Below are 26,356 nucleotides of genomic sequence, written 5' to 3' on the forward strand. Positions count from 1 at the left end.
GCGCGAACATCTCGCTACTCCCTACAAGAACAAGCCAGGAGTTCCGCGATGCGCCCCTATGCCGCCGCCGCTGCCGAATTCGATTACGCGGCCACCGCCCGAGACACCCTCGCCGGCAGCCTCGACGCCCTCAACGCCTGCGTCGAATGCTGCGACCGCCATGCCCCGTCCGGGTGCGTCGCCCTGTACTGGGAAGGCCGCAACGGCGAGCGCGCCGAATACAGCTTCGCCCAGCTGCAGGCCCTGTCCGCGCAGTTCGCCAACCTGCTCCACGACCTGGGCGTGCGCCCCGGCGACCGGGTTTCCGGCATGCTGCCACGTACCCCGGAACTGCTGGTCACCATCCTCGGCACCTGGCGCCTCGGCGCGGTCTACCAGCCGCTGTTCACCGCCTTCGGGCCCAAGGCCATCGAGCACCGCCTGGGCATCGCCGGCAGCCGCGTGCTGGTCACCGACGCCGGCAACCGCGCCAAGCTCGACGAAGTGCCCAACGCCCCGCAGATCATCACCGTCAGCGGCGGCCAGGCGATCCCGGCCGGAGACCTCGACTTCCGGCAGGCCCTGGAAAGCCGCTCCGAGCAATTCGAACCGGTCCTGCGCACGGGCGAAGACCCCTTCCTGCTGATGTTCACCTCCGGCACCACCGGCCTGGCCAAGCCGCTGGCCGTGCCGCTCAAGGCCATCCTGGCGTTCACCGGCTACCTGCGCGACGCCGTCGACCTGCGCCCCGAGGACCGTTTCTGGAACCTGGCCGACCCGGGCTGGGCCTACGGCCTCTACTACGCCGTCACCGGCCCGCTGGCCCTGGGCCACGCCACCACCTTCTACGAAGGCGCCTTCACGGTGGAGAGCACCTGCCGGATCATCCGCCAGTACGGCATCACCAACCTGGCCGGCTCGCCCACCGCCTACCGCATGCTCAAGGCTTCGGCCGCCGAGGTGGAACGCGAGCTCAAGGGCCGCCTGCGCGCGGTGAGCAGCGCTGGCGAGGCGCTGACCCCGGAGGTGATCCGCTGGTTCGCCGAGGGCCTGGGGGCGACCATCCACGACCACTACGGGCAGACCGAGCTGGGCATGGTCCTGGCCAACCACCATGGGCTGCAGCACCCGGTGCACCTGGGCGCGGCCGGCTACTCCATCCCCGGCCACCGCGTGGTGGTGCTGGGCGAGAACGGCGAGGAACTGCCCGCTGGCCAGCCGGGCATCCTGGCCATGGACCGCAAGCGCTCGCCGCTGATGTGGTTCGTCGGCTACCAGGGCATGGAAACCAAGGCCTTCGTCGGCGACTACTATCTCAGTGGCGACACTGTGGAGCTGAACGCCGACGGCAGCATCAGCTTCGTCGGCCGCTCCGACGACCTCATCACCACCTCCGGCTACCGCGTCGGCCCCTTCGACGTGGAGAGCGCGCTGATCGAGCACCCGACGGTGATGGAAGCGGCGGTGATCGGCAAGCCCGACCCGGAGCGCACCGAACTGGTCAAGGCCTACGTGGTGCTCTGCCCGCAGCACCAGCCCAGCCCGGAGCTGGCCGAGGAGCTGCAACAGTACGTGCGCAAGCGCCTGTCGGCCCACAGCTACCCGCGGGAAGTGGAGTTCATCGCCGAACTGCCGAAGACCCCCAGCGGCAAGATCCAGCGCTTCCTCCTGCGCAACCAGGAGATAGCCCGGCAACAAGAGGCGGCCGAACGCGCGGCCGCGCAGCACTGATTCGGAGAGATTCCATGCACATCCAGGACAAGGTATTCCTCATCACCGGCGGCGGCTCCGGGCTCGGCGCGGCCACCGCGAAGACTCTGGTGGAGGCCGGCGCCCGCGTGCTGCTGGCCGACGTCAACGCCGAGGCCGGCGCCGCCCGCGTGGCCGAGCTGGGCGAGGGCAGGGCGCGCTTCGTGCGCACCGACGTGACCAGCGAGGCCGACGGCCGCGCCGCGGTGGAAGCCGCGCTGGAAAGCTTCGGCGCGCTGCACGGGCTGGCCAACTGCGCCGGCGTGGCGCCGGCCGAAAAAGTCCTCGGGCGCAACGGCCCGCATGGCCTGGACAGCTTCGCCCGGGCCATCAACATCAACCTGGTGGGCAGCTTCAACATGCTGCGCCTGGCCGCCGAGGCCATGGCCCGCAACGCGCCGGATGCCGGCGGCGAGCGCGGCGTCATCGTCAACACCGCCTCGGTGGCGGCCTTCGACGGGCAGATCGGCCAGGCCGCGTATTCGGCGTCCAAGGCCGGGGTGGTCGGCATGACCCTGCCCATCGCCCGCGAACTGGCGCGCCACGGCATCCGCGTGATGACCATCGCCCCCGGCATCTTCGAAACGCCGATGATGGCCGGCATGCCCCAGGAAGTCCGCGATTCCCTCGGCGCCAGCGTGCCCTTCCCGCCGCGCCTGGGCCGCCCCGACGAATTCGCCGCGCTGGTCCGCCACATCGTCGAGAACAGCATGCTCAACGGCGAGGTGATCCGCCTCGACGGCGCCATCCGCATGGCCGCCAAGTGACAGGAGTAACGAAAATGAACGATCCCGTAGTCATCGTCAGCGCCGTCCGCACCCCCATGGGCGGCTTCCTCGGCGACTTCAAGGACGCCAGCGCCGCCACCCTCGGCGCCGCCGCCGTGCGCGCGGCCATCGAGCGCGCGCAGCTGGGCGCCGACCAGATCGACGAAGCCATCCTCGGCTGCGTGCTTTCCGCCGGCCAGGGCCAGGCCCCGGCGCGCCAGGCGGTGCTCGGCGCCGGGCTGGACCGCGGCACGCCCTGCACCACCATCAACAAGATGTGCGGCTCGGGCATGAAGGCCGTGATGCAGGGCCACGACGCGCTACTGGCCGGCAGCGCCGGCGTGGTGCTGGCCGGCGGCATGGAGAGCATGTCCAACGCGCCCTACCTGCTGGAGCGCGCCCGCACGGGCTACCGCATGGGCCACGGCAAGGTGCTCGACCACATGTTCCTCGACGGCCTCGAAGACGCCTACGACAGGGGCCGGCTGATGGGCACCTTCGCCGAGGACTGCGCGCAGGGCTACGGCTTCACCCGCCAGCAGCAGGACGACTACGCCATCGCCTCGCTGACCCGCGCCCAGCAGGCCATGCGCGACGGCCGCTTCGCCGCCGAGATCGTCCCGGTGACGGTCAAGGCCGGCAAGGAAACCCGCGAGATCGCTCAGGACGAGCAGCCGCCGAAGGCCAGGCTGGACAAGATCCCGACGCTGAAACCGGCGTTCCGCGAGGGCGGCACCGTCACCGCGGCCAACTCCAGCTCCATCTCCGACGGCGCCGCCGCGCTGGTGCTGATGCGCCTGTCCGAGGCCGAGAAACGCGGCCTGGCGCCGCTGGCGGCGATCCGCGCGCATTCGTCCTACGCCGCCGCGCCGAACCTGTTCCCCACCGCGCCGGTGGGCGCCATCCAGCGCCTGCTGCAGCGCAGCGGCTGGGGCCTGGGCGAGGTGGACCTGTTCGAGGTCAACGAAGCCTTCGCCGTGGTGGCCATGGCCGCCATGCGCGAACTGGACATCCCCCATGCCAAGCTCAACGTCCATGGCGGCGCCTGCGCCCTGGGCCACCCGATCGGCGCCTCGGCGGCGCGCATCCTGGTGACTCTGCTCTCGGCGCTGCAGCAGTACGACCTGAAACGCGGCATCGCCTCGGTGTGCATCGGCGGCGGCGAAGCCACGGCCATCGCCGTCGAGCGCCTGTGAGGAGCGAAGCATGATTCCCAGCGAAGAAGACCTGCAGATCCGCGACGTCGCCCGCCAGTTCGCCCAGGAGCGGCTGAAACCCTTCGCCGCCGAGTGGGACCGCGAGCACCGCTTCCCGGCCGAGGCGCTGAAGGAAATGGCCGATCTCGGCTTCCTCGGCATGCTGGTGGCCGAGGAGTGGGGCGGCGCGCAGACCGGGCACCTGGCCTACGCCATGGCCCTGGAAGAGATCGCCGCCGGCGACGGCGCCTGCTCCACCATCATGAGCGTGCACAACTCGGTGGGCTGCATGCCCATCGCCAAGTTCGGCAGCGAAGAACAGAAGCGCCAGTTCCTGGTGCCCCTGGCCCGCGGCGAAATGATCGGCGCCTTCGCCCTCACCGAGCCCCAGGCCGGCTCCGACGCCAGCTTCCTGAAGACCCGCGCGCGCCGCGACGGCGACCACTACGTGCTGAACGGCAGCAAGCAGTTCATCACCTCCGGCAGCCACGCCGGACTGGTGATCGTCTTCGCCGTCACCGACGCGGCGGCCGGCAAGAAGGGCATCAGCGCCTTCATCGTGCCCACCGACACCCCCGGCTACCGTGTGGTGCGGGTGGAAGACAAGCTCGGCCAGCACGCCTCGGACACCTGCCAGATCGCCTTCGACGACCTGCGCATCCCGGCTGGCTACCGCCTGGGCGAGGAGGGCCAGGGCTACGCCATCGCCCTGGCCAACCTGGAAGGCGGGCGCATCGGCATCGCCTCCCAGGCGGTGGGCATGGCCCGCGCCGCCTTCGAATACGCCCGCGACTACGCCCACGAAAGGGAAACCTTCGGCAAGCCGATCATCCAGCACCAGGCGGTGGCCTTCCGCCTCAGCGACATGGCCACCGAGATAGCCGTGGCCCGGCAGATGGTCCACCACGCGGCGAGCCTGCGCGAAGCGGGCCTGCCGTGCCTGACGGAAGCCTCCATGGCCAAGCTGTTCGCCTCGGAGATGGCCGAGCGGGTGTGTTCGGCGGCGATCCAGACGCTGGGGGGGTATGGTTACCTGCAGGATTATCCGGTGGAGCGTATCTATCGGGATGTGCGGGTGTGCCAGATCTATGAGGGCACCAGTGATGTGCAGCGGTTGGTGATTGCTCGGAGTTTGTGAGGAGCGCTTGCCGGTTCCCTCGGCGCGGAGGTGGGTTCCTTTCCCTCTCCCCAGCCCTCTCCCTGAAGGGAGAGGGGGCTAGTCCGTGCCGAGAGGAGGAATGGTTCAGTCGGAAGCCTCCGGTGTTGCCGGCTGACTCCAGAACATCCAAGCACACCGAACGGTCCCCTCTCCCTTCAGGGAGAGGGTTAGGGAGAGGGAGCTCTTCGGGGTTATCACCATTCTCTCAAGCCCGTTACCCATCCCCCGGAACCGCCCCCGATACTCCGTCGGCGTCACCCCCAACCTCTGCACGAACACCAGCCGCATCCGCGCCGCGCTGCCGAAGCCGCAGCGCCAGGCCACCACCTTCAGCGGCAGCCCGCTGCCCTCCAGCAACCCCCGCGCCGCGTCCAGCCGGGCGCGCTGGACGAACTCCGCCGGGGTGATGCCCGCCTCGCGGACGAACACCCGGGCGAAGGTGCGTTCGCTCATGGTCGCCACCGCCGCCAGTTCCGCCACCGACAGCGCGTCGGTGAGATGGGCCTGCACGTGGCGCTGCACCCGGGCGATGGGCGAGTCGCCATCCGCTGGCGCCTGCAGATAAGGGCTGAACTGCGATTGCCCGCCCTGGCGCTGGGCTACCACCAGCAGGCGCTTGGCCACGCTCAAGGCCACCGCCGGGCCGTGGTCCTCGGCCAGCAGCGCCAGGGCCAGGTCGATGCCGGCGGTCACCCCTGCGGAGGTCACCAGCGCGCCGTCGCGCACGTGGATGCTGTCGGGCTCCACCCTTGCCCGCGGGAACAGCTGCGCCAGGCGCGCGGCGTCGCTCCAGTGGGTGGTGACGCGCTTGCCGTCCAGCAGCCCGGCATGGCCGAGGAGGAAGGCGCCGGTGCAGATCGAGCCGTAGCGCGGCGTCTCGGTGCAGGCCCGGCGCAGCCAGGCGAGGAGGGCGGTGGAAGGTGTCTCGGCGGGCAGTTGCGGGCCGCCGGGCACCAGCAGGATGTCGAAGCCGCCGACGGCGCCGTCCAGCTCGTGCTGCGCGCCCAGCAACTGGCCGTTGGAGGCGGGGATGGGAAAGCTGCGTTCGGCCAGCGTCAGCACCTGGTAGCCGCTGCCCGCCGCGACGAAGGCATTGGCTTCGGCGAAGACGTCCAGCGGGCCGGCGACGTCCAGCGCCTGCACGCCGGGGAACAGCAGCATGGCCACGCGTTTCATGGCGGAGTCCTGGCGACGAATGGGCTTGCCATTGTGGCGCGGTGATTGGCTGGCAGCAAAGCGGAAAATGAATCGAATCCTGCCAGTCCAGGGGCTTTTTACCGCAGGTGAAAGGGCGGTCAATCCATTCAGCCAGGTTGGCAAGCCCTTATTGTTACGTGTTGCGCAGTAATCCCTTGTCGTATTGCCTCTGTGTCCGGAACGGCCGTTCAACTAAATTTGTATACACGGCAAGGCCAAATGGCCAGCACGCCGGAAACCGGAGAATCCCACCATGAAACGCACCCTGTTCAGCCTGTTCGCCATCCCCCTGATGGGCGCCGCCCTGGCCGCCAATGCCGCCGACGCCGCGCCCGTGGTCTACCACTACGGCATGCAGCTCGACGTGGCCAAGGTGATCAGCATCGAGCAAGCCAACGACCGTTGCGAAGTTGCCCCGGCGAAAATGACCTACGCCGACTCCAAGGGCCAGGTCCACGTGCTCGAGTACCTGCGCCAGACCGAGATGTGCAGCGACATCTGACCCTCCCAGCGCAACGGGCGGCGTTCTTCCGCCGCCCGCGCCGCGCGACTCTGCCTCACTCTGCTCGACCTTCCTCGCAACCCTCCTTCTGCAACCGTGGCCAGTCGGCTATCTGCAAGAGCACGTCGCTCAGCGCCTGGGCGGCGCTGGAGAGCTTGTGCTCGGCCAGGCTGAACAGGCCCACGCGGCGTTCCACCGTGGGTTCGTAGAGGTCCACGCAGCGCGCGCCCAGCTCTTCCATCTGCTTCACGCACAGGCGCGGCACCGCGCTCACTCCCAGCCCCTGGGCGACCATGCGCCCCACTGTGACCAACTGGTGGCTCTCGAAGGCCACCGCCAGCTTGCCGTGGCTGGCCGCCACGCTGTCTTCCAGCAGCAGGCGCACCGCCGAGGGCCGCTGCAGGGTGATGAAGGGCTGCTGCAGCAATTGCGCCCAGGTCAGCCGGCGCTGCCCGGCCAGGGGCGAGCCGGCCGGCAGCACGGCGACGAAGCGGTCGCTGTAGAAGGCCTGGAAGCTCAGGCCGTCGAGGCTGTCCGGCTCGAAGGCGATGCCCAGCTCGACGCGGCGGTTGCGCACCATCTCCAGCACCTGTTCGTTGATCACGTCGTGCACCGCCACGTTCACCTTCGGGTAGCGCTGGCGGAAGGCCATGAGCGCGCCCGGCAGCAGGTTGCCGGCGAAGGAGGGCATGGCAGCGATGGAGACCTTGCCCAGCTGCAGGGTGAAGTGCTGGCGCAGCAGCTCCTCGGCGTTGTCCCAGTCGGCCAACAGGCGCCGGGCGATGGGCAGCAGGGTCTCGCCCTCGGGGGTGAGGGCGACGCTGCGGGTAGTGCGCACCAGCAGCTGCCCGCCGAGGGATTCCTCCAGGTTCTTGATCGCCAGGCTCAGGGCCGGCTGCGACAGGTGCAGGCGCTCGCCGGCCTGGGCGAAGCTCAGGCTCTGCGCCACGGCGAGGAAGGCGCGCAGTTGCTTGACGGTCATTGATAAGCAAAGCCGAATAATCGATTGGAAAAACAAACTTAACAAATCAGTCCCCAGCGGTGAAGCTGCAGACGCTCTCCGACCGGCCGGTCGGAAACCCAAACTACAAGAGAGGCAGCAGCAGATGGCAGGACTCGACAAGCGGGTTGGCAGTTACGCGGAGGCCCTGGCCGGGCTCACCGACGGCATGACGGTACTGGCGGGCGGCTTCGGCCTGTGCGGCATCCCCGAGAACCTCATCGCCGAGATCCGCCGCCTGGGCGTGAAGGGCCTGACGGTGGTGTCGAACAACTGCGGCGTCGACGGCTTCGGCCTGGGCGTGCTGCTGGAAGACCGGCAGATCCGCAAGATGATCGCCTCCTACGTCGGCGAGAACGAACTGTTCGAACGCCAGCTGCTGTCCGGCGAACTGGAAGTGGAACTCACCCCGCAAGGCACCCTGGCCGAGAAACTGCGCGCCGGCGGCGCCGGCATCCCGGCCTTCTTCACCGCCACCGGCTACGGCACCCCGGTTGCCGAAGGCAAGGAAGTGCGCGAGTTCAACGGCCGCCCGCACATCATGGAACAGGCCATCACCGGCGACTTCGCCATCGTCAAGGGCTGGAAGGCCGACCACTACGGCAACGTCATCTACCGCCACACCGCGCAGAACTTCAACCCGGTGGTGGCCACCGCGGGGCGCATCACCGTGGTCGAGGTGGAGGAGATCGTCGAGCCGGGCGAACTGGACCCCACCCAGATCCACACCCCCGGCATCTACGTCGACCGCATCATCCAGGGGACCTTCGAGAAGCGCATCGAAAAGCGCACCGTGCGTTCCTGAGCCCACCGGACAAGAGAGACAAGAAGATGGCATTGACCCGCGAACAGATGGCCCAGCGCGTGGCGCGCGAACTGCAGGACGGCTACTACGTGAACCTCGGCATCGGCATCCCGACCCTGGTGGCCAACTACGTGCCCGAGGGCATGGAAGTGATGCTGCAATCGGAGAACGGCCTGCTCGGCATGGGCGCCTTCCCCACCGAGCAAACCCTAGACGCCGACATGATCAACGCTGGCAAGCAGACCGTGACCGCCGTGAAGGGCGCGTCGATCTTCTCCTCCGCCGAATCCTTCGCGATGATCCGCGGCGGCCACGTCGACCTCACCGTGCTCGGCGCCTTCGAGGTGGACGTGCAGGGCAACATCGCCTCCTGGATGATCCCCGGCAAGCTGGTGAAAGGCATGGGCGGCGCCATGGACCTGGTGGCCGGCGCCGACAACATCATCGTCACCATGACCCACGCCTCCAAGGACGGCGAGTCCAAGCTGCTCGACCGCTGCAGCCTGCCGCTGACCGGCGCCGGCTGCATCCGCAAGGTGCTCACCGACCTGGCCTACCTGGAAATCATCGACGGCGCCTTCGTCCTGCGCGAGACCGCGCCGGGGGTGAGCGTCGCCGAGATCGCCGAGAAGACCGCCGGGCGGCTGATCGTGCCGGATGACGTGAAGGAAATGACCTTCTGACACCCCCTGTAGGAGCGGGCCCTGCCCGCGATCGCGCGCAGGAGTAGCACCCGTAGGATGGCGTTGAGCGAAGCGATACCCATCACCACCACTGAGTTAGTCGCGCTGTAAGAGCACCCTCTCCCTAACCCTCTCCCGCAAGCGGGAGAGGGGACTGGTCCGGCGCCGGGATGAGCACATGAGTCATCCTGGCACGGACAGCTCCCTCTCCCTTCAGGGAGAGGGCGGGGGAGAGGGCAGCCAAGCCACCGGAGTGAGCCAATCATGCAAGACGTAGTGATAGTCGCCGCCACCCGCACCGCCATCGGCGCCTTCCAGGGCAGCCTGGCGAACATCCCCGCCCACGAACTGGGCGCCATCGTCATCCGCGAGCTGCTGCAGCGCAGCGGCGTGAAGCCCGAGCAGGTGGACGAGGTGATCCTCGGCCAGGTGCTCACCGCCGGTTCCGGGCAGAACCCCGCGCGCCAGGCCGCCATCGCCGCCGGGCTGCCCCATGCGGTGCCGGCGCTGACGCTGAACAAGGTCTGCGGCTCGGGCCTCAAGGCCCTGCACCTGGCCGCCCAGGCCATCCGCTGCGGCGACGCCGAGGTGGTGATCGCCGGCGGCCAGGAGAACATGAGCCTGTCGCCCTACGTGCTGCCCAAGGCCCGCACCGGCCTGCGCATGGGCCATGCGCAACTGCTCGACAGCATGATCGTCGACGGCCTGTGGGACGCCTTCAACGACTACCACATGGGCATCACCGCCGAGAACCTGGTGGACAAGTACGGCATCAGCCGCGAGGAACAGGACGCCTTCGCCGCCGCCTCGCAGCAGAAGGCCGTGGCCGCCATCGAGGCCGGGCGCTTCCGTGACGAGATCGTCCCGGTGAGCATCCCGCAGCGCAAGGGCGAGGCGCTGAGCTTCGACACCGACGAGCAGCCGCGCGCCGACACCACCGCCGAGGCCCTGGCCAAGCTCAAGCCGGCCTTCAAGAAAGATGGCAGCGTCACCGCCGGCAACGCCTCCAGCCTCAACGACGGCGCCGCCGCCGTGCTGCTGATGAGCGCCGCCAAGGCCAAGGAACTGGGCCTGCCGGTGCTGGCATGCATCGCCGCCTACGCCAGCGCCGGCGTCGACCCGGCGATCATGGGCATCGGCCCGGTCTCCGCCACCCGCCGCTGCCTGGACAAGGCCGGCTGGCAGCTGGCCGAGCTGGACCTGATCGAGGCCAACGAAGCCTTCGCCGCGCAATCCCTGGCGGTGGGCAAGGAACTGGGCTGGGACGCCGCCAAGGTCAACGTCAACGGCGGCGCCATCGCCCTCGGCCACCCCATCGGCGCCTCCGGCTGCCGCGTGCTGGTCAGCCTGCTGCACGAAATGCTCCGCCGCGATGCGAAGAAGGGTCTTGCCACCCTGTGCATCGGCGGTGGCCAGGGCGTGGCCCTGGCCCTGGTCCGCGACTGATCGAGCCCCGCGTGCCCGTGTGACGGACGCCCCGGACGAACTCCGGGGCGTTCGGCGTTACAAAGAAAAATAACTCCAAGAAAATCGAGGTAGGAAAAATGAACGCGAAACTGCAACTGCAGGAAAGCCGTTCCGCACGCTTCGCCATGGCCTGCTCGGCCTGGGCCGAGCGCTGGTTCCCGGACTCCTGGGTGTTCGCCACCCTGGCGGTGCTGATCGTAGCCGTGGCCACCCTGGCCATGGGCGCGTCCCCCGGCGACACCGCCAAGGCCTTCGGCGACGGCTTCTGGAGCCTGATCCCCTTCACCATGCAGATGGCCTTCGTGGTCATCGGCGGCTACGTGGTCGCCAGTTCCGGCCCGGCCTCGCGGCTGATCGCGCTGCTGGCGCGGGTGCCGAAGAACGGCCGCTCGGCAGTGGCCTGGGTGGCCGTGGTGTCGATGCTCGCCTCGCTGCTCAACTGGGGCCTGAGCCTGGTCTTCGGCGGCCTGCTGGTGCGCGCCCTGGCCCGCCGCACGGACCTGAAGATGGACTACCGCGCCGCCGGCGCCGCGGCCTACCTGGGCCTGGGCGCCGTCTGGGCGCTGGGCCTGTCCTCCTCCGCCGCACAGCTGCAGGCCAACCCCGGCAGCCTGCCGCCGTCGATCCTCGCCATCACCGGGGTGATCCCCTTCACCGAGACCATCTTCCTCTGGCAGTCCGGCCTGATGCTGCTGGCCCTGGTGGTGGTGTCGGTGGTGATCGCCTACATGACCGCGCCGGGCGAATCCAGCGCCCGCGACGCCGATGCCTGCGGCGTGGACGTCAGCTTCACCCCGCCGAAGATGAGCAAGCCCAGCCGTCCCGGCGAGTGGCTGGAGCACAGCCCGCTGCTGATCCTGCTGCTGGTGGCCCTGGCCGCCGGCTGGCTGTTCCACGAGTTCGCCACCAAGCCGGCGATCCTCGCCATCTCCGGGCTGAACACCTACAACCTGCTGTTCCTGATGGTCGGCGCGCTGCTGCACTGGCGCCCGCGCAACTTCCTCGACGCCGTGGCCCGCGCGGTGCCCACCACCACCGGGGTGCTGATCCAGTTCCCGCTGTACGGCTCCATCGCCGCCATCATGACCACCGTGAAAGGCACCGACGGCGCCACCGTGGCGCACCACATCTCCACCTTCTTCGTGCAGATCGCCTCCCACGACACCTACGCGCTGCTGATGGGCGTGTACTCCGCGGTGCTGGGCTTCTTCATCCCCTCCGGCGGCGGCAAGTGGATCATCGAGGCGCCCTACGTGATGCAGGTGGCCAACGAACTGAACTACCACCTGGGCTGGGCGGTGCAGATCTACAACGCCGCCGAGGCGCTGCCGAACCTGATCAACCCCTTCTACATGCTGCCGCTGCTCGGCGTGCTGGGCCTGAAGGCCCGCGACCTGATCGGCTTCTCCTTCGTCCAGCTGCTGGTCCACGTGCCCCTGGTGCTGTTCCTGCTCTGGGCCCTGGGCACCACTCTGCAGTACCTGCCGCCGGTCATGCCGTAACCACGCAGACGGCCGCCAACGGCAGAAGCCCGGGCACCGCGAGGTGCCCGGGCTTTTTCATGGGCTTTATGGACGCGGGTTGTCCTGGCGGTAGCTGTGCCCGGGGTCGAGCACGAATTTGTCGACCTGCGCCTGGAGTTCCTTGCTGTGGTACAGGTCCAGGCACTTCAGCAAGTCGAAGCGCACGCCCTTGACCTCGGATTCGGTGAGCGGGTTGCGATAGTCGCGGGCCAGGTAGCCCTCGACCAGGGCCTTGATGGCGTCCGGGCTGTTCTCCATGTCGTAGTACGTCCAGTCGCGCAATGCGCTGACGCTGCTGCCGGCATCGACGGCGGCGGAGCCGTCTGCCTTGTAGGCATTGGCGATGCAGGTGGCCAGGACCATGTCCTTGTAGTTCTGCGCATAGGTCCGGGCGGCCGCCTGCGGGCCTTCCGCCTGGGCCGCCAGGGGAAGAAGGGCTGCTGCGAGCAGGGCGAGACAGCGAGTGGTCAAGTTCTTGCTCATGGCAGGCTCCAGAAGTTCGCCCTGTCGGTCTGATAGTTCACACCAGGCTCGTTGAAATAGCAGTGGTCGTAGCAATGCGTGCCATCGAACAACGTTGCATGGCCCGCAGCGTCCCACCATCCCGATACTTCGAAGAGCACGAGGCCCTTCTTGCCAGCCATGGTTCCGCCTCCAGGCGGTGGGTACTTGATGACGTCCGGAGCCCCCCAGCGCTGCTCCAGGAAGGCGATGAGATCCCGCACCCGGAAAAAATACCAGCGCCGGTCGGCACCGGATACCGTACGCCCGCGCACCTGCGGGATGATCAGGCCCGACTGATTCAGGATGTAGCTCATACGTACTGCGCAGGTATTGCTCCAGCGTTGAGCAGGCTCCGGGTTATTGACGTTCTTGGCGACATTGCCGCCGATGACATTGGCGACTTTCGATCCGGGATCGACCGGATCATAGATACGAATGGCGGCTGCCCAGGCGGACAGGAAGGAAGGGCGAGGCATAGATTCATCCTTGAGTGGTGTCGGTCCTTGGCTGGATCGTTGGTTTTGTGCCCACGACGGATCGGAAAGTTCCCCGATGCGGCGGATAACGACGGGAGCAGGCGCCCCACGAACCTGTAAGCGGGCCCTGCCCGCGATTCGCTACTACATGAGGCACAGGTGAGAGCAACCCGTAGCGGATCTTATCCGCGAATCGTGCCGGAATTTCCGGTTATCGCGGACAGGGTCCGCTCCTACGAGAACATCAGAAACCCCTGCGGCATGGGTGTAGCGGCGTATAACCGCGAACAGTTATACGCCGTTGGCCCGGACACCGTTGCGACGACCAACCTGTAGGAGCGGGCCCTGCCCGCGATTCGCGCGCAGGGCGCGCTCCTACAGGGAATGCTGTGGGTGGGGCGGCGTAGGAGCGGATCTCATCCGCGAATTGCGCCGGAACCTCCGGCTATCGCGGACAAGGTCCGCTCCTACGCTGTTTTCCGGGTTCCCGTAGGATGGGTGGAGCGAAGCGATACCCATCGCCATGGCCGGAGGCAAAGCCCGGTTCGACCATGGCGTTGGGGAATGACACAGGTGTAGCGGCGAAGGACCGCGAACGGTTACGCCACCACCACCCGCTGCGGGTCGGCGGCTTCGCGGGCGGCCTTGCGGCTGGGCAGGGGCGGGTAGATCCACTGGGTGTTGATCTGCCGCTTGAGGGCCTTGGCCTCGGCGCCCTGCAGCTTGACCTGGCGCTCCCAGCCCTCGGTGTAGACCGCGCCCCAGGGGCCCAGGTCGAGGCAGGTGACGTAGACCGGCTGGGCGTAGGCCTGGGTGGGCAGGCCGAGGAGGTCGGCGGCGACGTTGTAGCCGGCGCTGCGGCCCATGTTCATCGCGTGCTGGCAGGACATCAGCGCGTGGTTGCCCGCGTCGTCCACCTGCGCCAGGGCCACGTCGCCGGCGGCGAATACGGCGTCCACGCCTTTCACCCGCAGGTCGCGCGTCACGTGCAGGCGGCCGAGGGCATCGCGTTCGCCGGGCACCTGGGCGGTCAGCGGGCTGGCGTGCATGCCGGCGGTCCAGATCACCGTCTTCGCCTCGATGCGTTCGCCGGTGGTGGTGCTCAGGCCGTCGGCGTCGATGGCGTTGACCGCGGCGCCGAGGAAGCGCACCACGCCCAGCTCGTCCAGGGCCTGCTCGATCTGCGGGCGCGGGCCGGGGCCCAGGTCGGGGCCGATGACGTGGCTGCGCTCGACTATCACCACCCGTATCTCGGCATCCTCGCCCAGCACGCGGCGTACCCGCTCGGGCAGCTCGCAGGCGATCTCGATGCCGGTGAAGCCGCCGCCGGCGACCACCACCGTGTTGCGCGCGTCGCTCGGCGGCAGGTCGGCCAGGCGCGCCAGGTGCACGTCCAGGGCGCTGGCTTCGTCGGTCTGGTCGATGCTGAAGGCGTGCTCGGCCAGGCCGGGGATGGCCGGGCGGAACAGGCGGCTGCCGGCGGTCAGCACCAGGCGGTCGTAGGCGAGGGTGAAGCGTTCGCCGCGCTCGTTCACGGCTTCGACGTTGCGCTCGCCGGTGTGGATGCGCTCGACGCTGCCCTGCACATAGCGCACCCCGGCTGCCTCGAACAGCGGCAGCAGCGGCGTGGTCATGGCGTGCGGGGCGGCCTCGTGCAGGCGCGGGCGCAGGTGCAGCAGCGGCTCGGGGGCGACCAGCGCGACTTCGACGTCGCTGCGGCCGTGCTGGTCGAGGACGCGGGCGGCGCCCAGCGCGGCCCACATGCCGGCGAAGCCGGAACCGATGACGAGGATGCGTTGTTGCATGGCGGGACTCCTGGGAAGGGAAATTTCGTGAAGGGGATACTAGGCGTTCGGCGGGCGGGGAATAACGGACAATCCGGGCGAAAAGCGGCAGTCCAATCCTGCGGTGCTTGGACGTGGTTGCCGGCAGCGCCTAGGCTGCTTTGGGTTCGCTCAGCACATCGTCGCCCAGCCCTTGTTCGCGTAACCCCGCAGCGGAATCCGTTCGCGAGCAAGCTCGCTCCTACGAAAATCGAGAATTGAAAACAACCGAGAGCAGCGCCATGAACTTCAATCTGCAAGACAAGCTCGCCCTGGTCAGCGGTTCCACCAAGGGCATCGGTTTCGCCATCGTCCAGGGCCTGGCGCGCGAAGGCGCGCGGGTGATCCTCAACGGCCGCAGCCAGGCTTCGGTGGACGCCGCCCTGGCCAAGCTGCGCGCGGCCCAGCCCAATGCCCGTGTCGAGGGCTTCGCCGGCGATCTGTCGCAGCCTTCGGTCATCGCCGAGCTGGTGGGTCGCTACCCGCAGGTGGACGTGCTGGTGAACAACCTGGGCATCTTCGATCCCAAACCCTTCGCGGAGATTCCCGACGAGGACTGGGAGCGCTTCCTGCAGGTCAATCTGCTGTCCGGCGTGCGCCTCAGCCGCGCCTACCTGCCGGGCATGAAGCAGCGCAACTGGGGCCGGGTGGTGTTCATCAGCAGCGAGAGCGGCGTGCAGATTCCGGTGGAGATGATCCACTACGGCGTCACCAAGACCGCCCAGCTCGGCCTGTCCCGCGGGCTGGCGGAGGACTGCGCGGGCACCGGGGTAACGGTCAACGCGGTGCTGCCGGGGCCGACGCATTCCGAGGGCGTCGACGAGTTCGTCGGCAAGCTCTCCGGCGGCCAGCCGTTCGCCGAATTCGAGGCCGAGTTCTTCCGCAGCGCGCGGCCCAGCTCGCTGCTCAAGCGCTTCACCACGCCGGAGGAGGTGGCCAACCTGGTGGTGTACGTCTGCTCCGAGGCGTCCTCGGCCACCAATGGCGCGGCCCTGCGCGCCGACGGCGGGGTGGTGCGTTCGGCCTTCTGAGGCGCGTGGCTGCGCGGCTTCAGGCGATCTGCCGGAGCAGGTCGCGCAGCTTGTCCAGGGCCGGATCGATGTCCAGCTTCTCGATGGCGCCGAAGCCCATCAGCAGGCCCTGGCGCACCGGCTCGCGGTCGTAGAAGCCGTCCAGCGGGTAGATGCCGACCTCCAGCTTGCGCGCCAGCTCCACCAGCAGCGGCAGCTTCACCGGCACCTTGAACAGCAGCGCCAGGTGGAAGCCGGCGTTGGATGGCACCGCCTGCAGCCAGGGCGAGAGGTCGCCCTCGACGCGCGCCAGGATGCGTTCGCGGCGCGTGGCGTAGATGCCATGGCAGCGGCGGATGTGCTTGAGCAGGCAGCCGTCGGCGATGAATTTCGCCAGCGCCCACTGCGCCAGGGTCGAGCTGTGCCAGTCGTTCAGCTGTCGCGCGCGCAGCAACGCCGGGCGCAGGCCCGGCGGCACCACCAGGTAGCCCAGGCGCAGTTCCGGCAGCAGCGTCTTGGAGAAGGTCCCGACGTAGGCCACCAGGCCCAGGCGGTCGAGGCTGTGCAGCGTCTCGTGGGGGCGGCCTTCGTAGCGGAACTCGCTGTCGTAGTCGTCCTCGATTATCACCGCGCCCAGCTCCGCGGCCCGCGTCAGCAGGGCCTGGCGCCGCGCCTCGCTCATCGGCATGCCGAGGGGGAACTGGTGCGCCGGGGTGCAGTAGATCAGCTGGGTGCCGTCGGGGATGCGCTCCACGCACAGGCCCTCGGTGTCCACCGGCACGCTGACGATTTCCGCGCCCTGCATGGCGAACTGCAGGCGCGCCGGCGGGTAGCCGGGGTCTTCCATGGCCACCCGGGTGCCGGGGCGCACCAGCACCCGGGCCAGCAGGTCGAGGGCCTGTTGCGCGCCGTTGCAGACGATGACGTCCTCGTCGCGGCACTGCACGCCGCGGCTGTAGGCGATGTGCCGGGCGATGGCGTCGCGCAGGCTGGGCAGGCCCTCGGGCTGCGCGTAGACCGCCCGCGGGCCCTGCATCTGGCGCAGGGCGAAGTGCACGCAGCGGCGCCAGTCCTCGTGGGGGAAGGTATTGAGGCTGCTGGCGCCGCCGAGGAAGTCGGCGCGCAGGGTGACGCCGGCGTGGGGGTGGACGATGCGCGTCTGCAGCGCCTCCCAGGTGTCGATGGCCTCCTGGGCGGCGTAGCGGATGGCCTGCGGGCGCTGCTCGTGGCGTGGCACCCGGGCGTTGACGAAGGTGCCGCTGCCGACGCGGCCGACCAGCACGCCCTCGTAGGTGAGCTGGGCGTAGATGTCCGACACCGTCTTGCGCGACAGGCCCAGTTGCTCGGCCAGCAGGCGGCTGGGCGGCAGCCGCGCGCCGGCGGCCAGGCGCCCGCTGTCGATGGCCTCGCGCAGCTGCGCGTAGAGTTGCCCGCCAAGGTCCTTCTGGCCCTGGATGACGATGTGCAACTCCATGAAGGCCCCTCCGCGCTCGCTGTGTATTGGCGCAAGAGTAGCCAGCGGCCGGGCCGGGCGCGAAGTTGCGTAGCGGTTTTTCGTCGGATTGGCCACCCCGGCGTGGCGGCGCGCCCGGCAGAATGGTCTTCATCTACCTTCGAGGAATTTCGCCATGGAACCACGCCTGGACTACTACACGGCCTCGCCGGAAGCGCTCAAGGCGATCCTGGCGCTGGAGGCGGCGACCTTCGACCTGTCCATCGAGAAGCCGCTGCTGGAGCTGGTCAAGGTGCGCGTCTCGCAGGTCAACAACTGCGCGTTCTGCGCCGACATGCATGCGCTGGAGGCGCGGCGCAGCGGCGAGTCGGAGCGGCGCCTGTACGCCGTGGCGGTATGGCGCGACTCGCCCTTCTTCACTGAGCGCGAGCGGGCCGCGCTGGCCTGGTGCGAGGCGGTCACGCTGCTATCGCAGTCCAACGTGCCCGACGAGGTCTACCAGCAGTTGCGCAGCCAATTCGACGAGCGCGAGGCAGTGGACCTGACCGTGGCCATTTCCGCCATCAACTGCTGGAACCGCCTGGCGGTGAGCTTCCGCCAGCTGCCGGCGCTCTAGCGCCGCCGGGGTTGCCGCGGCAGGCTGCCGGGCAGGGCGTAATAGGGGGTTGGGGAGAAAAACCAACGTAAGCCCTGACGACCGCTTTCAGGAGGCGCCTGTGCGGAATGTCAGGCGTCGGATGCGCGAGCGCGCATCACGGTTTGTCGGCTGGTGCCGAACTTACGGGCGATGGCTGAAACGCTCGCCCCGGCAGCCAGTTCGCCCCGCAAGTCCTGTTGCTGCTGTTTGCTGAGAGAGGATGGTCGGCCCAGTACTTTGTCCTCGGCTTTCGCCCGCTCGATGCCCGATTGCGTGCGCTCGATCAGCAAATCCCGTTGAACTGGGCCACTGCATTGAGGCCAAGCCGATCCAGCTTCGTGACGATGAGCACGTCACCGGCCTCCAGACGATCCATAAGCTTCGAAAACTCCCGGCGCTGCGCTGCCTGAAATCGTCTCCGTCACAATCCGGCGAAACTCGACGTGGAAGCCAGCAGCCTCGATCTCTCGAATTTGATTCGAGACGGTCTGGCCGGTGGTGGATACGCGAACATAGGCAAAGGTACGTGGCATAGGGGCGAAGTCGTCCTAATAGAGTGTCCGAAATATCGCCCGTGTCCAAAATTATATCAGGCTATATTTTGAGCGGGTCGCGCTCTATCTGTCCAAAATCGCTCGGTTTCGGGCATTACCGAACTATCCGCAGTTCTGCTGCCTACGCCTGGTCGCTCTGAATTTCCAGCCGTGTCTGATAGACATTCACTGAGCAGCTTGATCTTATTCGTCCTTTTAGTTGGTGCTCGGCGTAATCAGTCCGTAGCACCGTTGCTATGACTGCGAGCAAAAGGAAGTGACGATGGACAAGAGTGATTGGACGCACCTTACGGATACGCTATACCCAGTTAAGGACGTCATGTGCAGCCCGCAAATTAAACGCTGGGTCGAAATTCAAGTCGTCACGTATTGGAAGTCTGCCCCTTCCGCGCCTGGCCCTTGGTACTGCACCACCGACCTGACTACAGCCCGGTCACGGCTTACAAACCCCATGAGCGGTCCTTTTGAATCAAGCAATTTTCCAAAAACTTTAGTGGAAGCGCTCAAATACTGAGGGTAGCATGAGGCATCTTATCAGATTGATTATGGTTCTTCTGATCACAACCCCTGGCGTTAGCTTGGCGGAAATGCTTAGTGATGAATTTAACTTAAATGAAGGCATGAAGTATTTGGATGGTAACGGCGTGGAGACTGATGTCTTCAAAGCTGCTGAATATTTTGAAAGATCCAACAATGGTATCGCCTATTACATGCTTGGAGGAATGTACTCCAATACTGATAAGGAAGTGGCAAAGTATGTTTTACCATCCAATGAGGCTTTGGCTGAGAAGTATATGAGTAAAGCCTTTTCCGCTCTCCAGATTGCAGAGGCTAGTGGTGATGCTTCGGCTAAGGCCTATCTAGGAAACATGTTTTATTATGGCATTGGGGTCGAAATAGACAGGGTGAGAGGCTTGTCGTTGATAAAACAAGCGGCCGATAGCGGATACTCACGAGCCTGGAGGTTGCTGGGGAACATAACGATGGCTGATGATCCGGATGAGGCATATGGTTATTTCGAAAAAGCTGTCAATCTCGGTGATAGAGAGTCTGAGGCCGGGCTCGTTAGGGTCAATGAAATTAAATATGCCGAAACATTTAATGATGTCTACAAAGATAGAATTAGGAAATTGTCGGAAGAAGGCAATTCATTCGCAATGATCACGATGGCGATCTATGAAAGTCATGCTCAAAAATACACCGTTTCGATGTCGCTATTAAATAAAGCTTCGCTGGATAATTTGAGCTCTGCCAAATCAGCAGCTTTCAGCCTGATTGCGCTTATGTATCATCGCGGTCAAGGCGTTGAAGTAAGTCGCGCTATGTCGCTGAGCTATCTGAATGAAGCGTGTAAATATGATGTTTATGAGTGTTACAAGCGTGATTTATATAAGGGCGGAAAGGAAGATTGGCCTTGATATTTTGCGTGGCTTATATAGGCGAATCCCGCCAATCTAAGTGCTGAGCCCCATCAGCACCGAAAAATTGGAAACCACGATAAGAAACTAATACAAGAAGGTGAAGGACTTGGCTAAACGTAGGCGGTCGATCCGCAAAATCCGGAAGGTGCTAGCCGATAGTAAAACTAGTGGGCATGAGCCTCGCGGGCTTCTAGCAACAACCGCCGAGGCTGACTGAAATTTGGGGTTTGGGGCGCAACGGAACAAAAAGTGCATTTTAGCCAGGTGCTGCCCGCAAACCCTTGTGGCGTCTGGTGAGTTCGGGAAAACCACGGTTTTATTGAGCCGCTATACCCGCGCTCAGTCAGCACCTAGACGGCCCAATCAGCTCCGACGCCGGGTCGCCCTGAATTTCCAGCCGTGTCTGATAGACATTCGCTGAGCAGCTTGATCCTATTCGTCCTTTTAGTTGGTGCTCGGCGTAATCGGTCCGTAGCACCGTTGCTATGCCCGCGAGCCAAAGGAAGTGACGATGGACAAATCCGATAGAATGCACCGCACGGATACGCTATGCCCAGGCAAGAAGGTCTTGTGTGGTCCGCAGATACAACACTGGGTCGAAGTTCAGTTGCTGGACGAGCACGGCGAAGCACTGCCGTACCTTCCCTATCGAGCACAGAACGATGCCACACGAGAAGGTGTCGTGCCGGAGTACCGCGGGCAGGCCGACGCCGATGGAGTGATCCGCATCGAAGGGCTGCACCCGATTCCCCTCACCTTGCTGATCGACGCCGATCCCCTCGCTGAAGTGCTACAAACCCGCCGATTGCGGGCAAAGCGTGCCGAACCCAAGCGGCCCACCATCGGTGATCCCACACCACTGCACAGCCCCCAGCGCACGGGGTATTCCCCCGTCGAGGAGCAGGCAATTGCGGCGGGGCACGATTATCACCACGTACGCATCGGCCAACTGTGCGACAGGCTTCCCCGACTCGATCCGTCTCTGCCAGAAGGGGAACCACTGCCGCCCTACCACTTCCCCGACAGCCGCTTCAGTGGATACACCCTCGGAAGCGAGGTGGGTTATCGCCAGGCCTATAAGCGCCTGGATCGTCGCCACGTGCTGGAGGTCTGCCCCTTCCGTGCCTGGTCGCTGGTACTGCACCACCAACGTGACTACAGCCTGGTCACGGCCTACAACCTGGGTCTGATGAGTGTGCTGGCGTATAGTACGCACGAGCCAGGGCAGTACGGTTCTGTGCAGGAATTCTTCTTCAGGCAGTGCCTGGACCTGTCACGTACGCCTCGAGTGAGGGATGGGTACACGAACCCGCCTTGCGTTGTGGTCGATGTGCCTTTCAGCGAGCGCTATACCGAAGCGGAAAGGCTAGATACCAAAGAAGCCAAGCCGCCAGAGGGGGACACCCAGCTGTTCTATGCGATCAATACTTCGCAAGTGTTGGTGGGGTGGCGCGGCACTGAAATGAATTTCCCCTTCCCAGATTTGGCCACGGATGTCGCCTTCCGCCCGGTCAAACCCGAGGTGCAGGCCAACTGTGAACCAAAGGTACCCTGTGCTGACCTGACGCCAAGGGGAAGTGTGCATCTAGGGTTCCGCGATGCCTACGAGGTCGCTCAAAGGAAATTTGTTGAGGATTTGGGGGGGCAGAGTTGGAGCTGCAGCTCGTCGCCGTGATCTATTCATATGCGGGCATAGCCTCGGCGGCGCGTTAGGGCTTATCCATGCGGCCTCCCTGAAAGACCTTAACCCGCTGCTGTACACCTACGGCATGCCGCGCACCTTCACCCTGCAAGCGGTGGCCTGCCTGGATGACATGTGGCACTTCCGCCATGTCAACGATACCGATCTGATTCCCGAAGTACCGCCAGAAGCCGACCTGGAAAACTCGCTGTATAAGCTCTATGGCCCGCTAGGCACCACCCTAGGTACTACTTGGTCCGTTGCACAGCTTATGGCTGACCTGGTTATTAGGGGAAAGGATCCTTTCTACCATCATGGTGAAATCGTCGCCTTCTATCGCACGGAGCAGCATATGCGTATTCGCGGCTCCGAAAATCAGTTCTACAAAATGCGGGAGGGGCCGGGGGCTCCCTACCATACCGTTATTAGTCGACCGCTACCCGCCCAGGCCAAGCTATTTCTGGTGCCTGCGCTCAGCAAAGAGGATGACGAGAAAGCCCGTGCCGCGCAGGAGCGCTACACCGCCTCGCTCTCGCCGGATCACAAAGATAAATATTTCCCGAAAGGGCGAAATGTCAAGCGCGGCAACTTGCTGGGAATACGTAATCACTTCATGGGAAAGTACCAGCCTTACATCTATGGCCAATTGGTTGAATCAATAAATCCATCTCGGATGCAAGAGCGCCAGAATGATCGGCGCAAGCTCAACGATCAGATGGTCAAATACGCAGAACTCATACCTGAGGATGAATTGGTCCGTGATCGCCTGTTCCTTGAATTACAGAGTTTGAAAGTCTTCCACAGAACCGTACTGCCCTGGCTCGTGCGTGCTATACGCCAGCACACTCATCAGGCCCAGGTTGTAGGCCGTGACCAGGCTGTAGTCACGTTGGTGGTGCAGTACCAGCGACCAGGTCCGAAACGGGCACACCTCCAGCACGTGGCGACGATCCAGGCGCTTATAGGGCTGGCGATAACCCACCTCGCTTCCGAGGGTGTATCCACTGAAGCGGCTGTCGGGGAAGTGGTAGGGCGGCAGTGGTTCCCCCTCTGGCAGAGGCGGATCGAGTCGGGGAAGCCTGTCGCACAGTTGGCCGATGCGTACGTGGTGATAATCGTGCCCCGCCGCGATTGCCTGCTCCTCGACGGGGGAATACCCCGTGCGCTGGGGGCTGTGCAGTGGTGTGGGATCACCGATGGTGGGCCGCTTGGGTTCGGCACGCTTTGCCCGCAATCGGCGGGTTTGTAGCACTTCAGCGAGGGGGTCGGCGTCGATCAGCAAGGTGAGGGGAATCGGGTGCAGCCCTTCGATGCGGATCACTCCATCGGCGTCGGCCTGCCCGCGGTACTCCGGCACGACACCTTCTCGTGTGGCATCGTTCTGTGCTCGATAGGGAAGGTACGGCAGTGCTTCGCCGTGCTCGTCCACCAACTGAACTTCGACCCAGTGTTGTATCTGCGGACCACACAAGACCTTCTTGCCTGGGCATAGCGTATCCGTGCGGTGCGTTCTATCGGATTTTTCCATCGTCACCTCCTTTTGCTCGCGGGCATAGCAGCAGTGCCACGGACCGATTACGGTCGAGCACCGACTAAAGGAGTGATGGGAGCAACCTACTCACTGGATGTCTATCAGACACATCTGGAAGTTCGGAGCGATCTGGCGTCGGACAGAAAGCAGAAATGCGCAGCTGTTTCGTCGAGATGGAGGTCAGGAGGAGGGCGCCGAGCGCTGTTGGCAGAGCTTGGGTGTACTTTCTGTTCTATTGCTCCCCAGGTCCCCGTTTGGCGATGGGCTTAACGCAAGAGCGAGGTCGCTTGCGAACAGGCTCCGCTGCGGGGCTCTGCCGTGGTGATGGGTATCGCTTCGCTCAACCCATCCTACGGAAGCCTTTCAGCTCTGGCGTTCGAACCCATAGGCCCGCTCGACCCTCGCCACCCGCACGCGAAAGCGCTCGTACCAATCCCGCCGTCCACCTTCACGCGCTAGCTTGTGCTCGGCATTCTCCCGCCACCGGCGAATGCTGTCTTCGTCCTGCCAGTACGACACCGTGATCCCCAGCCCATTCTCTCCACGCGCCGACTCCACCCCAAGAAACCCCGGCTGCCCCGCGGCCAGTTCGAGCATGCGCTCGGCCGCCTCGCCATAACCGGCTTCCAGCGGCGTGCGCAGCGAGGTGAAGATCACCGCGTAGTAGGGTGGCTCGGGCGTCGTGGCGGTCATGCTGCGCTCCTGGCGTACTGGTTGGCGGCGCGCAGGAAGGCTTCGGCCAGGGGCACGCTGACCCCGGCCAGGGCCTTGCGCTCGGGTTGGAACAGGGTGGCGACGAAGAACGGATGGTCGCTGGCCTCCAGGGCGCGGATGCTGCCGTCCTCGCCGTGGGCGCTGGCGTGCAGGCCGCTGTCGAACAGCGCCTGCTGGTAATCCGGGTTGACGCCATAGCTGCAGCGATAGCCTTCGCGGATGCTCGGCTTGCCGTAGACGCTGGCCAGGCGCGAACCGGGCTGCAGGCGGATGTCCTCGCGCACCTCGATCAGCGAACAGGGCAGGGCGTGGATCACCGGCCGCGCCGCGCGGGGTTCGACCTCGCCGTGGGCGGCGTCGTCCCAGCCCAGGACGTTGCGGGCGCGCTCCAGCAGCGCGTGCTGGAAGCCGGCGCAGGTGCCCAGGTAGGGCACGCCGCGGGTGCGCGCGTAGGTGATGGCGCGCAGCGCGCCCTCGGTGCTGCGGTAGGGGCTGCCGGGGGTGCACCAGAAGCCGGAATAGGCATCCAGCGCCAGGCCGTTGGCCAGCCGTTCGGTATCCAGCCACTCCAGGCGCAGGGCGCCGGCATGGGGCAGCAGCGACTGCTGCAGCGCCAGGGGAATGGCCCAGTGCGCGGTGACCCGGCTGTCGCGGTCGCCGATCAGGCCGATCCGCAGTAGTTTCCGCACCTTCCGCATCGCTCGTTCCCCCTGCGCTGGCGCCCGTTGGCGGGCTTCTCCGGGCAATTTATAGTTGCGCCGATGCAATCGAAATGGGCGGTTGCGCAATTCAAGAGTGCGCCAATGCAATATCGACTGGAATACGCCGACCTTTCCCTGGTACTGGCCCTGGTGCGCGGCGGCAGCCTGGCGCGGGCCGCGGAGCTGCTGGCGGTGGACGTGTCCACGGTGTTCCGCGCGGTGCGCCGGCTGGAGAAGGCTCTGGGCATGGCGCTGTTCGAGAAGGGCCGCGCCGGCTACCTGCCCAGCGCCACCGCGCAACAGCTGGCGCGCCAGGCGGAAATGGCCGAGCAGGCCCTGGAGGCGGCGCGGGTGGGCCTGGAGCAGGGCCGCGAAGTGCTCAGCGGCACGGTGCGCCTGACCTGCACCGACGCCGTGCTGCACGGCCTGCTGCTGCCGGCGCTGGGCCGTTTCATGGGCGGCTACCCCGGCCTGCACCTGGAACTCTCCACCTCCAACGCCTTCGCCAACCTCAGCCGGCGCGACGCCGACGTCGCCCTGCGCCTGACCACCGCGCCGCCGGACTACCTGGTGGGCCGCTGCCTGGGCGAGGTGCGCTACGCCCTGTGCGCCCACGAAAGCTACCTGGCCGCCCAGGCCGGGCGCGACTGGAGCGAACTGAGCTGGATCGCCCCGGACGAATTCATGCCCGACCACCCCAGCGTCGCCTGGCGCCGCCAGCTGTACCCTGCGCTCACCCCGGCCTACCGCTGCGGCAGCATCCTCTCGGTGCTCGAACTGTGCCGCGCCGGCCTGGGCCTGGCGGCGCTGCCGGACTACCTGCTGCGCGAAGGCGACGGCCTGCGCGTGCTGCAATACGACCTGCCGGGTTGCGCCACCGCGCTGTGGCTGCTGACGCGGCCGGACTGCCGGGCTCTGCGCACCGTGGTCACGCTGTTCGAGGAACTGGCGCGGCATATCCGCCTGCCGCCGCCGGCCGGACATTGAACGGCTGTCCGACGAAAAGAGCGAACCTGCGCCCGCCATCGTCCTCCAATGGCCATCGCCGCATCGACCGGAGGTCGCCATGAACCCGACTCTGCACAAATGGCTGGGCAACCCCTGGCCGCAACGCGACGGCGAAAACGCCGCCCGCGGCCTGCCGGGCTACCCGCGGGACGCCGAGCAGGACGCGGAAATCGTCAGGAGCCTGGGCTTCGACCCCGACTCGCCGGACCTGGCCGACCCGCAGATCGACCCGCCGCAGCCACCCCACCCACCCCGCGAAGGCCCCAGCCCGCAGCGCCACAAACGCGCGCCGGGCGAGCAGTACCCGCCTTATGGCGACTGAGGCCGGACCAGCCAACGGCAGGGCTGCATCGCCCGTGCACATCCCCTAGACTGGCGTCTTTCATGGATAGGGGAGCAAGGCATGTACCGGGGAAGCTGTCTGTGCGGCGCTATCGCCTTCGTGCTCGAAGGCGAGCTGGCGCCCATCCAGGTCTGCCACTGCGGGCAGTGCCGCAAGGCCCAGGGCGGGCCTTTCGCCACCAACCTCCCGGTGCGCCGCGAGGCCCTGCGCCTGCTGGCGGGCCAGGAACAGCTGCGCGCCTTCGAGTCCTCGCCGGGCAAGCGCCGCTGGTTCTGCGCGCGCTGCGGCTCGCCGATCTACAGCGAGCGCGACGCCTTGCCCGGCATCCTGCGGCTGCGCGCCGGCGCCCTTGACGGGGAGTTGCCGAGCCGTCCGGAGGCTCACTACCACGTGGCCTCGGCGGCCAACTGGTGGCCGCTGGACGACGACCTGCCGCGCCATCCCGCCGGCAAGCCCGGTTGAGCGCGGCGGCG

The 26,356-nt window shown here is 66.1% G+C and carries 25 protein-coding genes and 1 pseudogene; 17 read left to right on the forward strand and 9 right to left on the reverse strand.

All coding sequences use genetic code 11. The features are described from left to right. Positions 1-48 precede the first annotated feature (48 nt). The 4 genes from QSJ95_RS02705 to QSJ95_RS02720 are packed head-to-tail and all read left to right on the forward strand — an operon-like array spanning position 49 to position 4,829. On the forward strand, positions 49-1,710 hold the full coding sequence (locus QSJ95_RS02705) for an acyl-CoA synthetase (protein ID WP_285639853.1): 1,662 nt from the start codon (positions 49-51) through the stop codon (positions 1,708-1,710). Positions 1,711-1,724: 14 nt separating this feature from the next. Beyond that, on the forward strand, positions 1,725-2,495 hold the full coding sequence (locus tag QSJ95_RS02710) for a 3-hydroxyacyl-CoA dehydrogenase (RefSeq protein ID WP_285639855.1): 771 nt from the start codon (positions 1,725-1,727) through the stop codon (positions 2,493-2,495). Positions 2,496-2,509: 14 nt separating this feature from the next. After that, entirely contained in the window at positions 2,510-3,691 is a 1,182-nt protein-coding gene (locus QSJ95_RS02715) for an acetyl-CoA C-acyltransferase (protein WP_285639857.1), read from the forward strand. 10 nt (positions 3,692-3,701) lie between these two features. Next, complete coding sequence (locus QSJ95_RS02720) at positions 3,702-4,829, forward strand: acyl-CoA dehydrogenase family protein (protein ID WP_009622187.1); 1,128 nt, start codon at positions 3,702-3,704, stop codon at positions 4,827-4,829. A gap of 105 nt (positions 4,830-4,934) precedes the next feature. On the opposite strand, the gene QSJ95_RS02725 is transcribed toward QSJ95_RS02720, so the two are convergent. Beyond that, positions 4,935-6,026: a GlxA family transcriptional regulator gene (locus tag QSJ95_RS02725; protein WP_285639860.1), complete on the reverse strand. Its 1,092-nt coding sequence runs from the start codon at positions 6,024-6,026 to the stop codon at positions 4,935-4,937. 274 nt (positions 6,027-6,300) lie between these two features. On the opposite strand from QSJ95_RS02725, the gene QSJ95_RS02730 reads away from it, so the two are divergent. After that, positions 6,301-6,549 (forward strand): DUF2790 domain-containing protein, encoded by a 249-nt coding sequence (locus tag QSJ95_RS02730; RefSeq protein WP_009622183.1) that lies wholly within the window; start codon positions 6,301-6,303, stop codon positions 6,547-6,549. Between the two features lie 55 nt (positions 6,550-6,604). On the opposite strand, the gene QSJ95_RS02735 is transcribed toward QSJ95_RS02730, so the two are convergent. Further along, positions 6,605-7,531 carry a LysR family transcriptional regulator gene (locus tag QSJ95_RS02735; RefSeq protein WP_253390296.1) on the reverse strand — a complete coding sequence of 309 codons (927 nt, stop codon included), beginning with the start codon at positions 7,529-7,531 and terminating at the stop codon, positions 6,605-6,607. 124 nt (positions 7,532-7,655) lie between these two features. Here QSJ95_RS02735 and QSJ95_RS02740 point away from each other — a divergent pair, with 124 nt between their 5' ends. The 4 genes from QSJ95_RS02740 (at position 7,656) to QSJ95_RS02755 (ending at position 12,006) form a co-directional block, all read left to right on the forward strand. Further along, entirely contained in the window at positions 7,656-8,354 is a 699-nt protein-coding gene (locus tag QSJ95_RS02740) for a CoA transferase subunit A (RefSeq protein WP_009622180.1), read from the forward strand. Between the two features lie 26 nt (positions 8,355-8,380). Further along, positions 8,381-9,037: a CoA transferase subunit B gene (locus tag QSJ95_RS02745; RefSeq protein ID WP_285639872.1), complete on the forward strand. Its 657-nt coding sequence runs from the start codon at positions 8,381-8,383 to the stop codon at positions 9,035-9,037. Between the two features lie 264 nt (positions 9,038-9,301). Then, positions 9,302-10,483, forward strand: a complete 1,182-nt coding sequence (locus QSJ95_RS02750) for an acetyl-CoA C-acetyltransferase (protein WP_285639873.1) — start codon at positions 9,302-9,304, stop codon at positions 10,481-10,483. Between the two features lie 98 nt (positions 10,484-10,581). Then, positions 10,582-12,006, forward strand: a complete 1,425-nt coding sequence (locus tag QSJ95_RS02755) for a short-chain fatty acid transporter (protein ID WP_043314890.1) — start codon at positions 10,582-10,584, stop codon at positions 12,004-12,006. Positions 12,007-12,072: 66 nt separating this feature from the next. Here the strand turns inward: QSJ95_RS02755 and QSJ95_RS02760 are convergent, their stop codons facing one another. The 3 genes from QSJ95_RS02760 to QSJ95_RS02770 form a co-directional block, all read right to left on the reverse strand. Next, a complete protein-coding gene (locus tag QSJ95_RS02760) occupies positions 12,073-12,510 on the reverse strand; it encodes a type VI secretion system amidase immunity protein Tai4 (protein WP_285639874.1) in 438 nt (145 codons plus the stop codon). After that, positions 12,507-13,007: a type VI secretion system amidase effector protein Tae4 gene (locus QSJ95_RS02765; RefSeq protein WP_285639875.1), complete on the reverse strand. Its 501-nt coding sequence runs from the start codon at positions 13,005-13,007 to the stop codon at positions 12,507-12,509. Before QSJ95_RS02765 ends, QSJ95_RS02760 begins: the two co-directional genes overlap by 4 nt. Before the next feature lie 599 nt (positions 13,008-13,606). Beyond that, the gene (locus tag QSJ95_RS02770) at positions 13,607-14,812 is read right to left on the reverse strand and encodes an NAD(P)/FAD-dependent oxidoreductase (protein WP_285639876.1); all 1,206 of its coding nucleotides are present in this window, start codon (positions 14,810-14,812) and stop codon (positions 13,607-13,609) included. A gap of 260 nt (positions 14,813-15,072) precedes the next feature. Between QSJ95_RS02770 and QSJ95_RS02775 the strand changes: the two genes are divergently transcribed. Continuing rightward, a complete protein-coding gene (locus QSJ95_RS02775; RefSeq protein WP_285639877.1) occupies positions 15,073-15,861 on the forward strand; it encodes an SDR family NAD(P)-dependent oxidoreductase in 789 nt (262 codons plus the stop codon). 19 nt (positions 15,862-15,880) lie between these two features. On the opposite strand, the gene pdxR is transcribed toward QSJ95_RS02775, so the two are convergent. Continuing rightward, on the reverse strand, positions 15,881-17,314 hold the full coding sequence (pdxR, locus tag QSJ95_RS02780; RefSeq protein ID WP_285639878.1) for a MocR-like pyridoxine biosynthesis transcription factor PdxR: 1,434 nt from the start codon (positions 17,312-17,314) through the stop codon (positions 15,881-15,883). A gap of 154 nt (positions 17,315-17,468) precedes the next feature. Between pdxR and QSJ95_RS02785 the strand changes: the two genes are divergently transcribed. Next, positions 17,469-17,909, forward strand: coding sequence for a carboxymuconolactone decarboxylase family protein (locus QSJ95_RS02785; RefSeq protein ID WP_009622167.1), 441 nt, complete (start codon positions 17,469-17,471; stop codon positions 17,907-17,909). A gap of 110 nt (positions 17,910-18,019) precedes the next feature. Here QSJ95_RS02785 and QSJ95_RS02790 read toward each other — a convergent pair. Then, positions 18,020-18,463: pseudogene (locus tag QSJ95_RS02790) on the reverse strand (recombinase family protein). A 566-nt stretch (positions 18,464-19,029) separates the two neighbouring features. On the opposite strand from QSJ95_RS02790, the gene QSJ95_RS02795 reads away from it, so the two are divergent. From QSJ95_RS02795 to QSJ95_RS02805, 3 genes are all read left to right on the forward strand, one after another. Beyond that, a complete protein-coding gene (locus tag QSJ95_RS02795) occupies positions 19,030-19,902 on the forward strand; it encodes a tetratricopeptide repeat protein (protein WP_285639879.1) in 873 nt (290 codons plus the stop codon). Positions 19,903-20,416: 514 nt separating this feature from the next. Further along, the gene (locus tag QSJ95_RS02800) at positions 20,417-21,580 is read left to right on the forward strand and encodes a hypothetical protein (protein WP_285639880.1); all 1,164 of its coding nucleotides are present in this window, start codon (positions 20,417-20,419) and stop codon (positions 21,578-21,580) included. Then, positions 21,504-22,835 (forward strand): lipase family protein, encoded by a 1,332-nt coding sequence (locus QSJ95_RS02805; protein WP_285639881.1) that lies wholly within the window; start codon positions 21,504-21,506, stop codon positions 22,833-22,835. The genes QSJ95_RS02800 and QSJ95_RS02805 overlap by 77 nt, the downstream gene beginning before the upstream one ends. 645 nt (positions 22,836-23,480) lie before the next feature. On the opposite strand, the gene QSJ95_RS02810 is transcribed toward QSJ95_RS02805, so the two are convergent. After that, positions 23,481-23,810, reverse strand: coding sequence for an antibiotic biosynthesis monooxygenase family protein (locus QSJ95_RS02810; RefSeq protein ID WP_285639882.1), 330 nt, complete (start codon positions 23,808-23,810; stop codon positions 23,481-23,483). Continuing rightward, positions 23,807-24,529, reverse strand: a complete 723-nt coding sequence (locus QSJ95_RS02815; protein WP_285639883.1) for a CTP synthase C-terminal region-related (seleno)protein — start codon at positions 24,527-24,529, stop codon at positions 23,807-23,809. Before QSJ95_RS02815 ends, QSJ95_RS02810 begins: the two co-directional genes overlap by 4 nt. 105 nt (positions 24,530-24,634) lie before the next feature. On the opposite strand from QSJ95_RS02815, the gene QSJ95_RS02820 reads away from it, so the two are divergent. The 3 genes from QSJ95_RS02820 to QSJ95_RS02830 all read left to right on the forward strand — a co-directional run bounded on the left by QSJ95_RS02820 (position 24,635) and on the right by QSJ95_RS02830 (position 26,345). Next, positions 24,635-25,519 carry a LysR family transcriptional regulator gene (locus tag QSJ95_RS02820; RefSeq protein WP_285639884.1) on the forward strand — a complete coding sequence of 295 codons (885 nt, stop codon included), beginning with the start codon at positions 24,635-24,637 and terminating at the stop codon, positions 25,517-25,519. A 79-nt stretch (positions 25,520-25,598) separates the two neighbouring features. Then, complete coding sequence (locus QSJ95_RS02825; RefSeq protein ID WP_009621843.1) at positions 25,599-25,862, forward strand: DUF6021 family protein; 264 nt, start codon at positions 25,599-25,601, stop codon at positions 25,860-25,862. 81 nt (positions 25,863-25,943) lie between these two features. Beyond that, positions 25,944-26,345, forward strand: a complete 402-nt coding sequence (locus QSJ95_RS02830) for a GFA family protein (protein ID WP_058489840.1) — start codon at positions 25,944-25,946, stop codon at positions 26,343-26,345. Positions 26,346-26,356: the final 11 nt, after the last annotated feature.

The sequence above is a fragment of the Pseudomonas sp. NBRC 100443 genome (assembly GCF_030268185.1).
GTDB classification, from domain to species: Bacteria; Pseudomonadota; Gammaproteobacteria; order Pseudomonadales; family Pseudomonadaceae; genus Pseudomonas; species Pseudomonas citronellolis.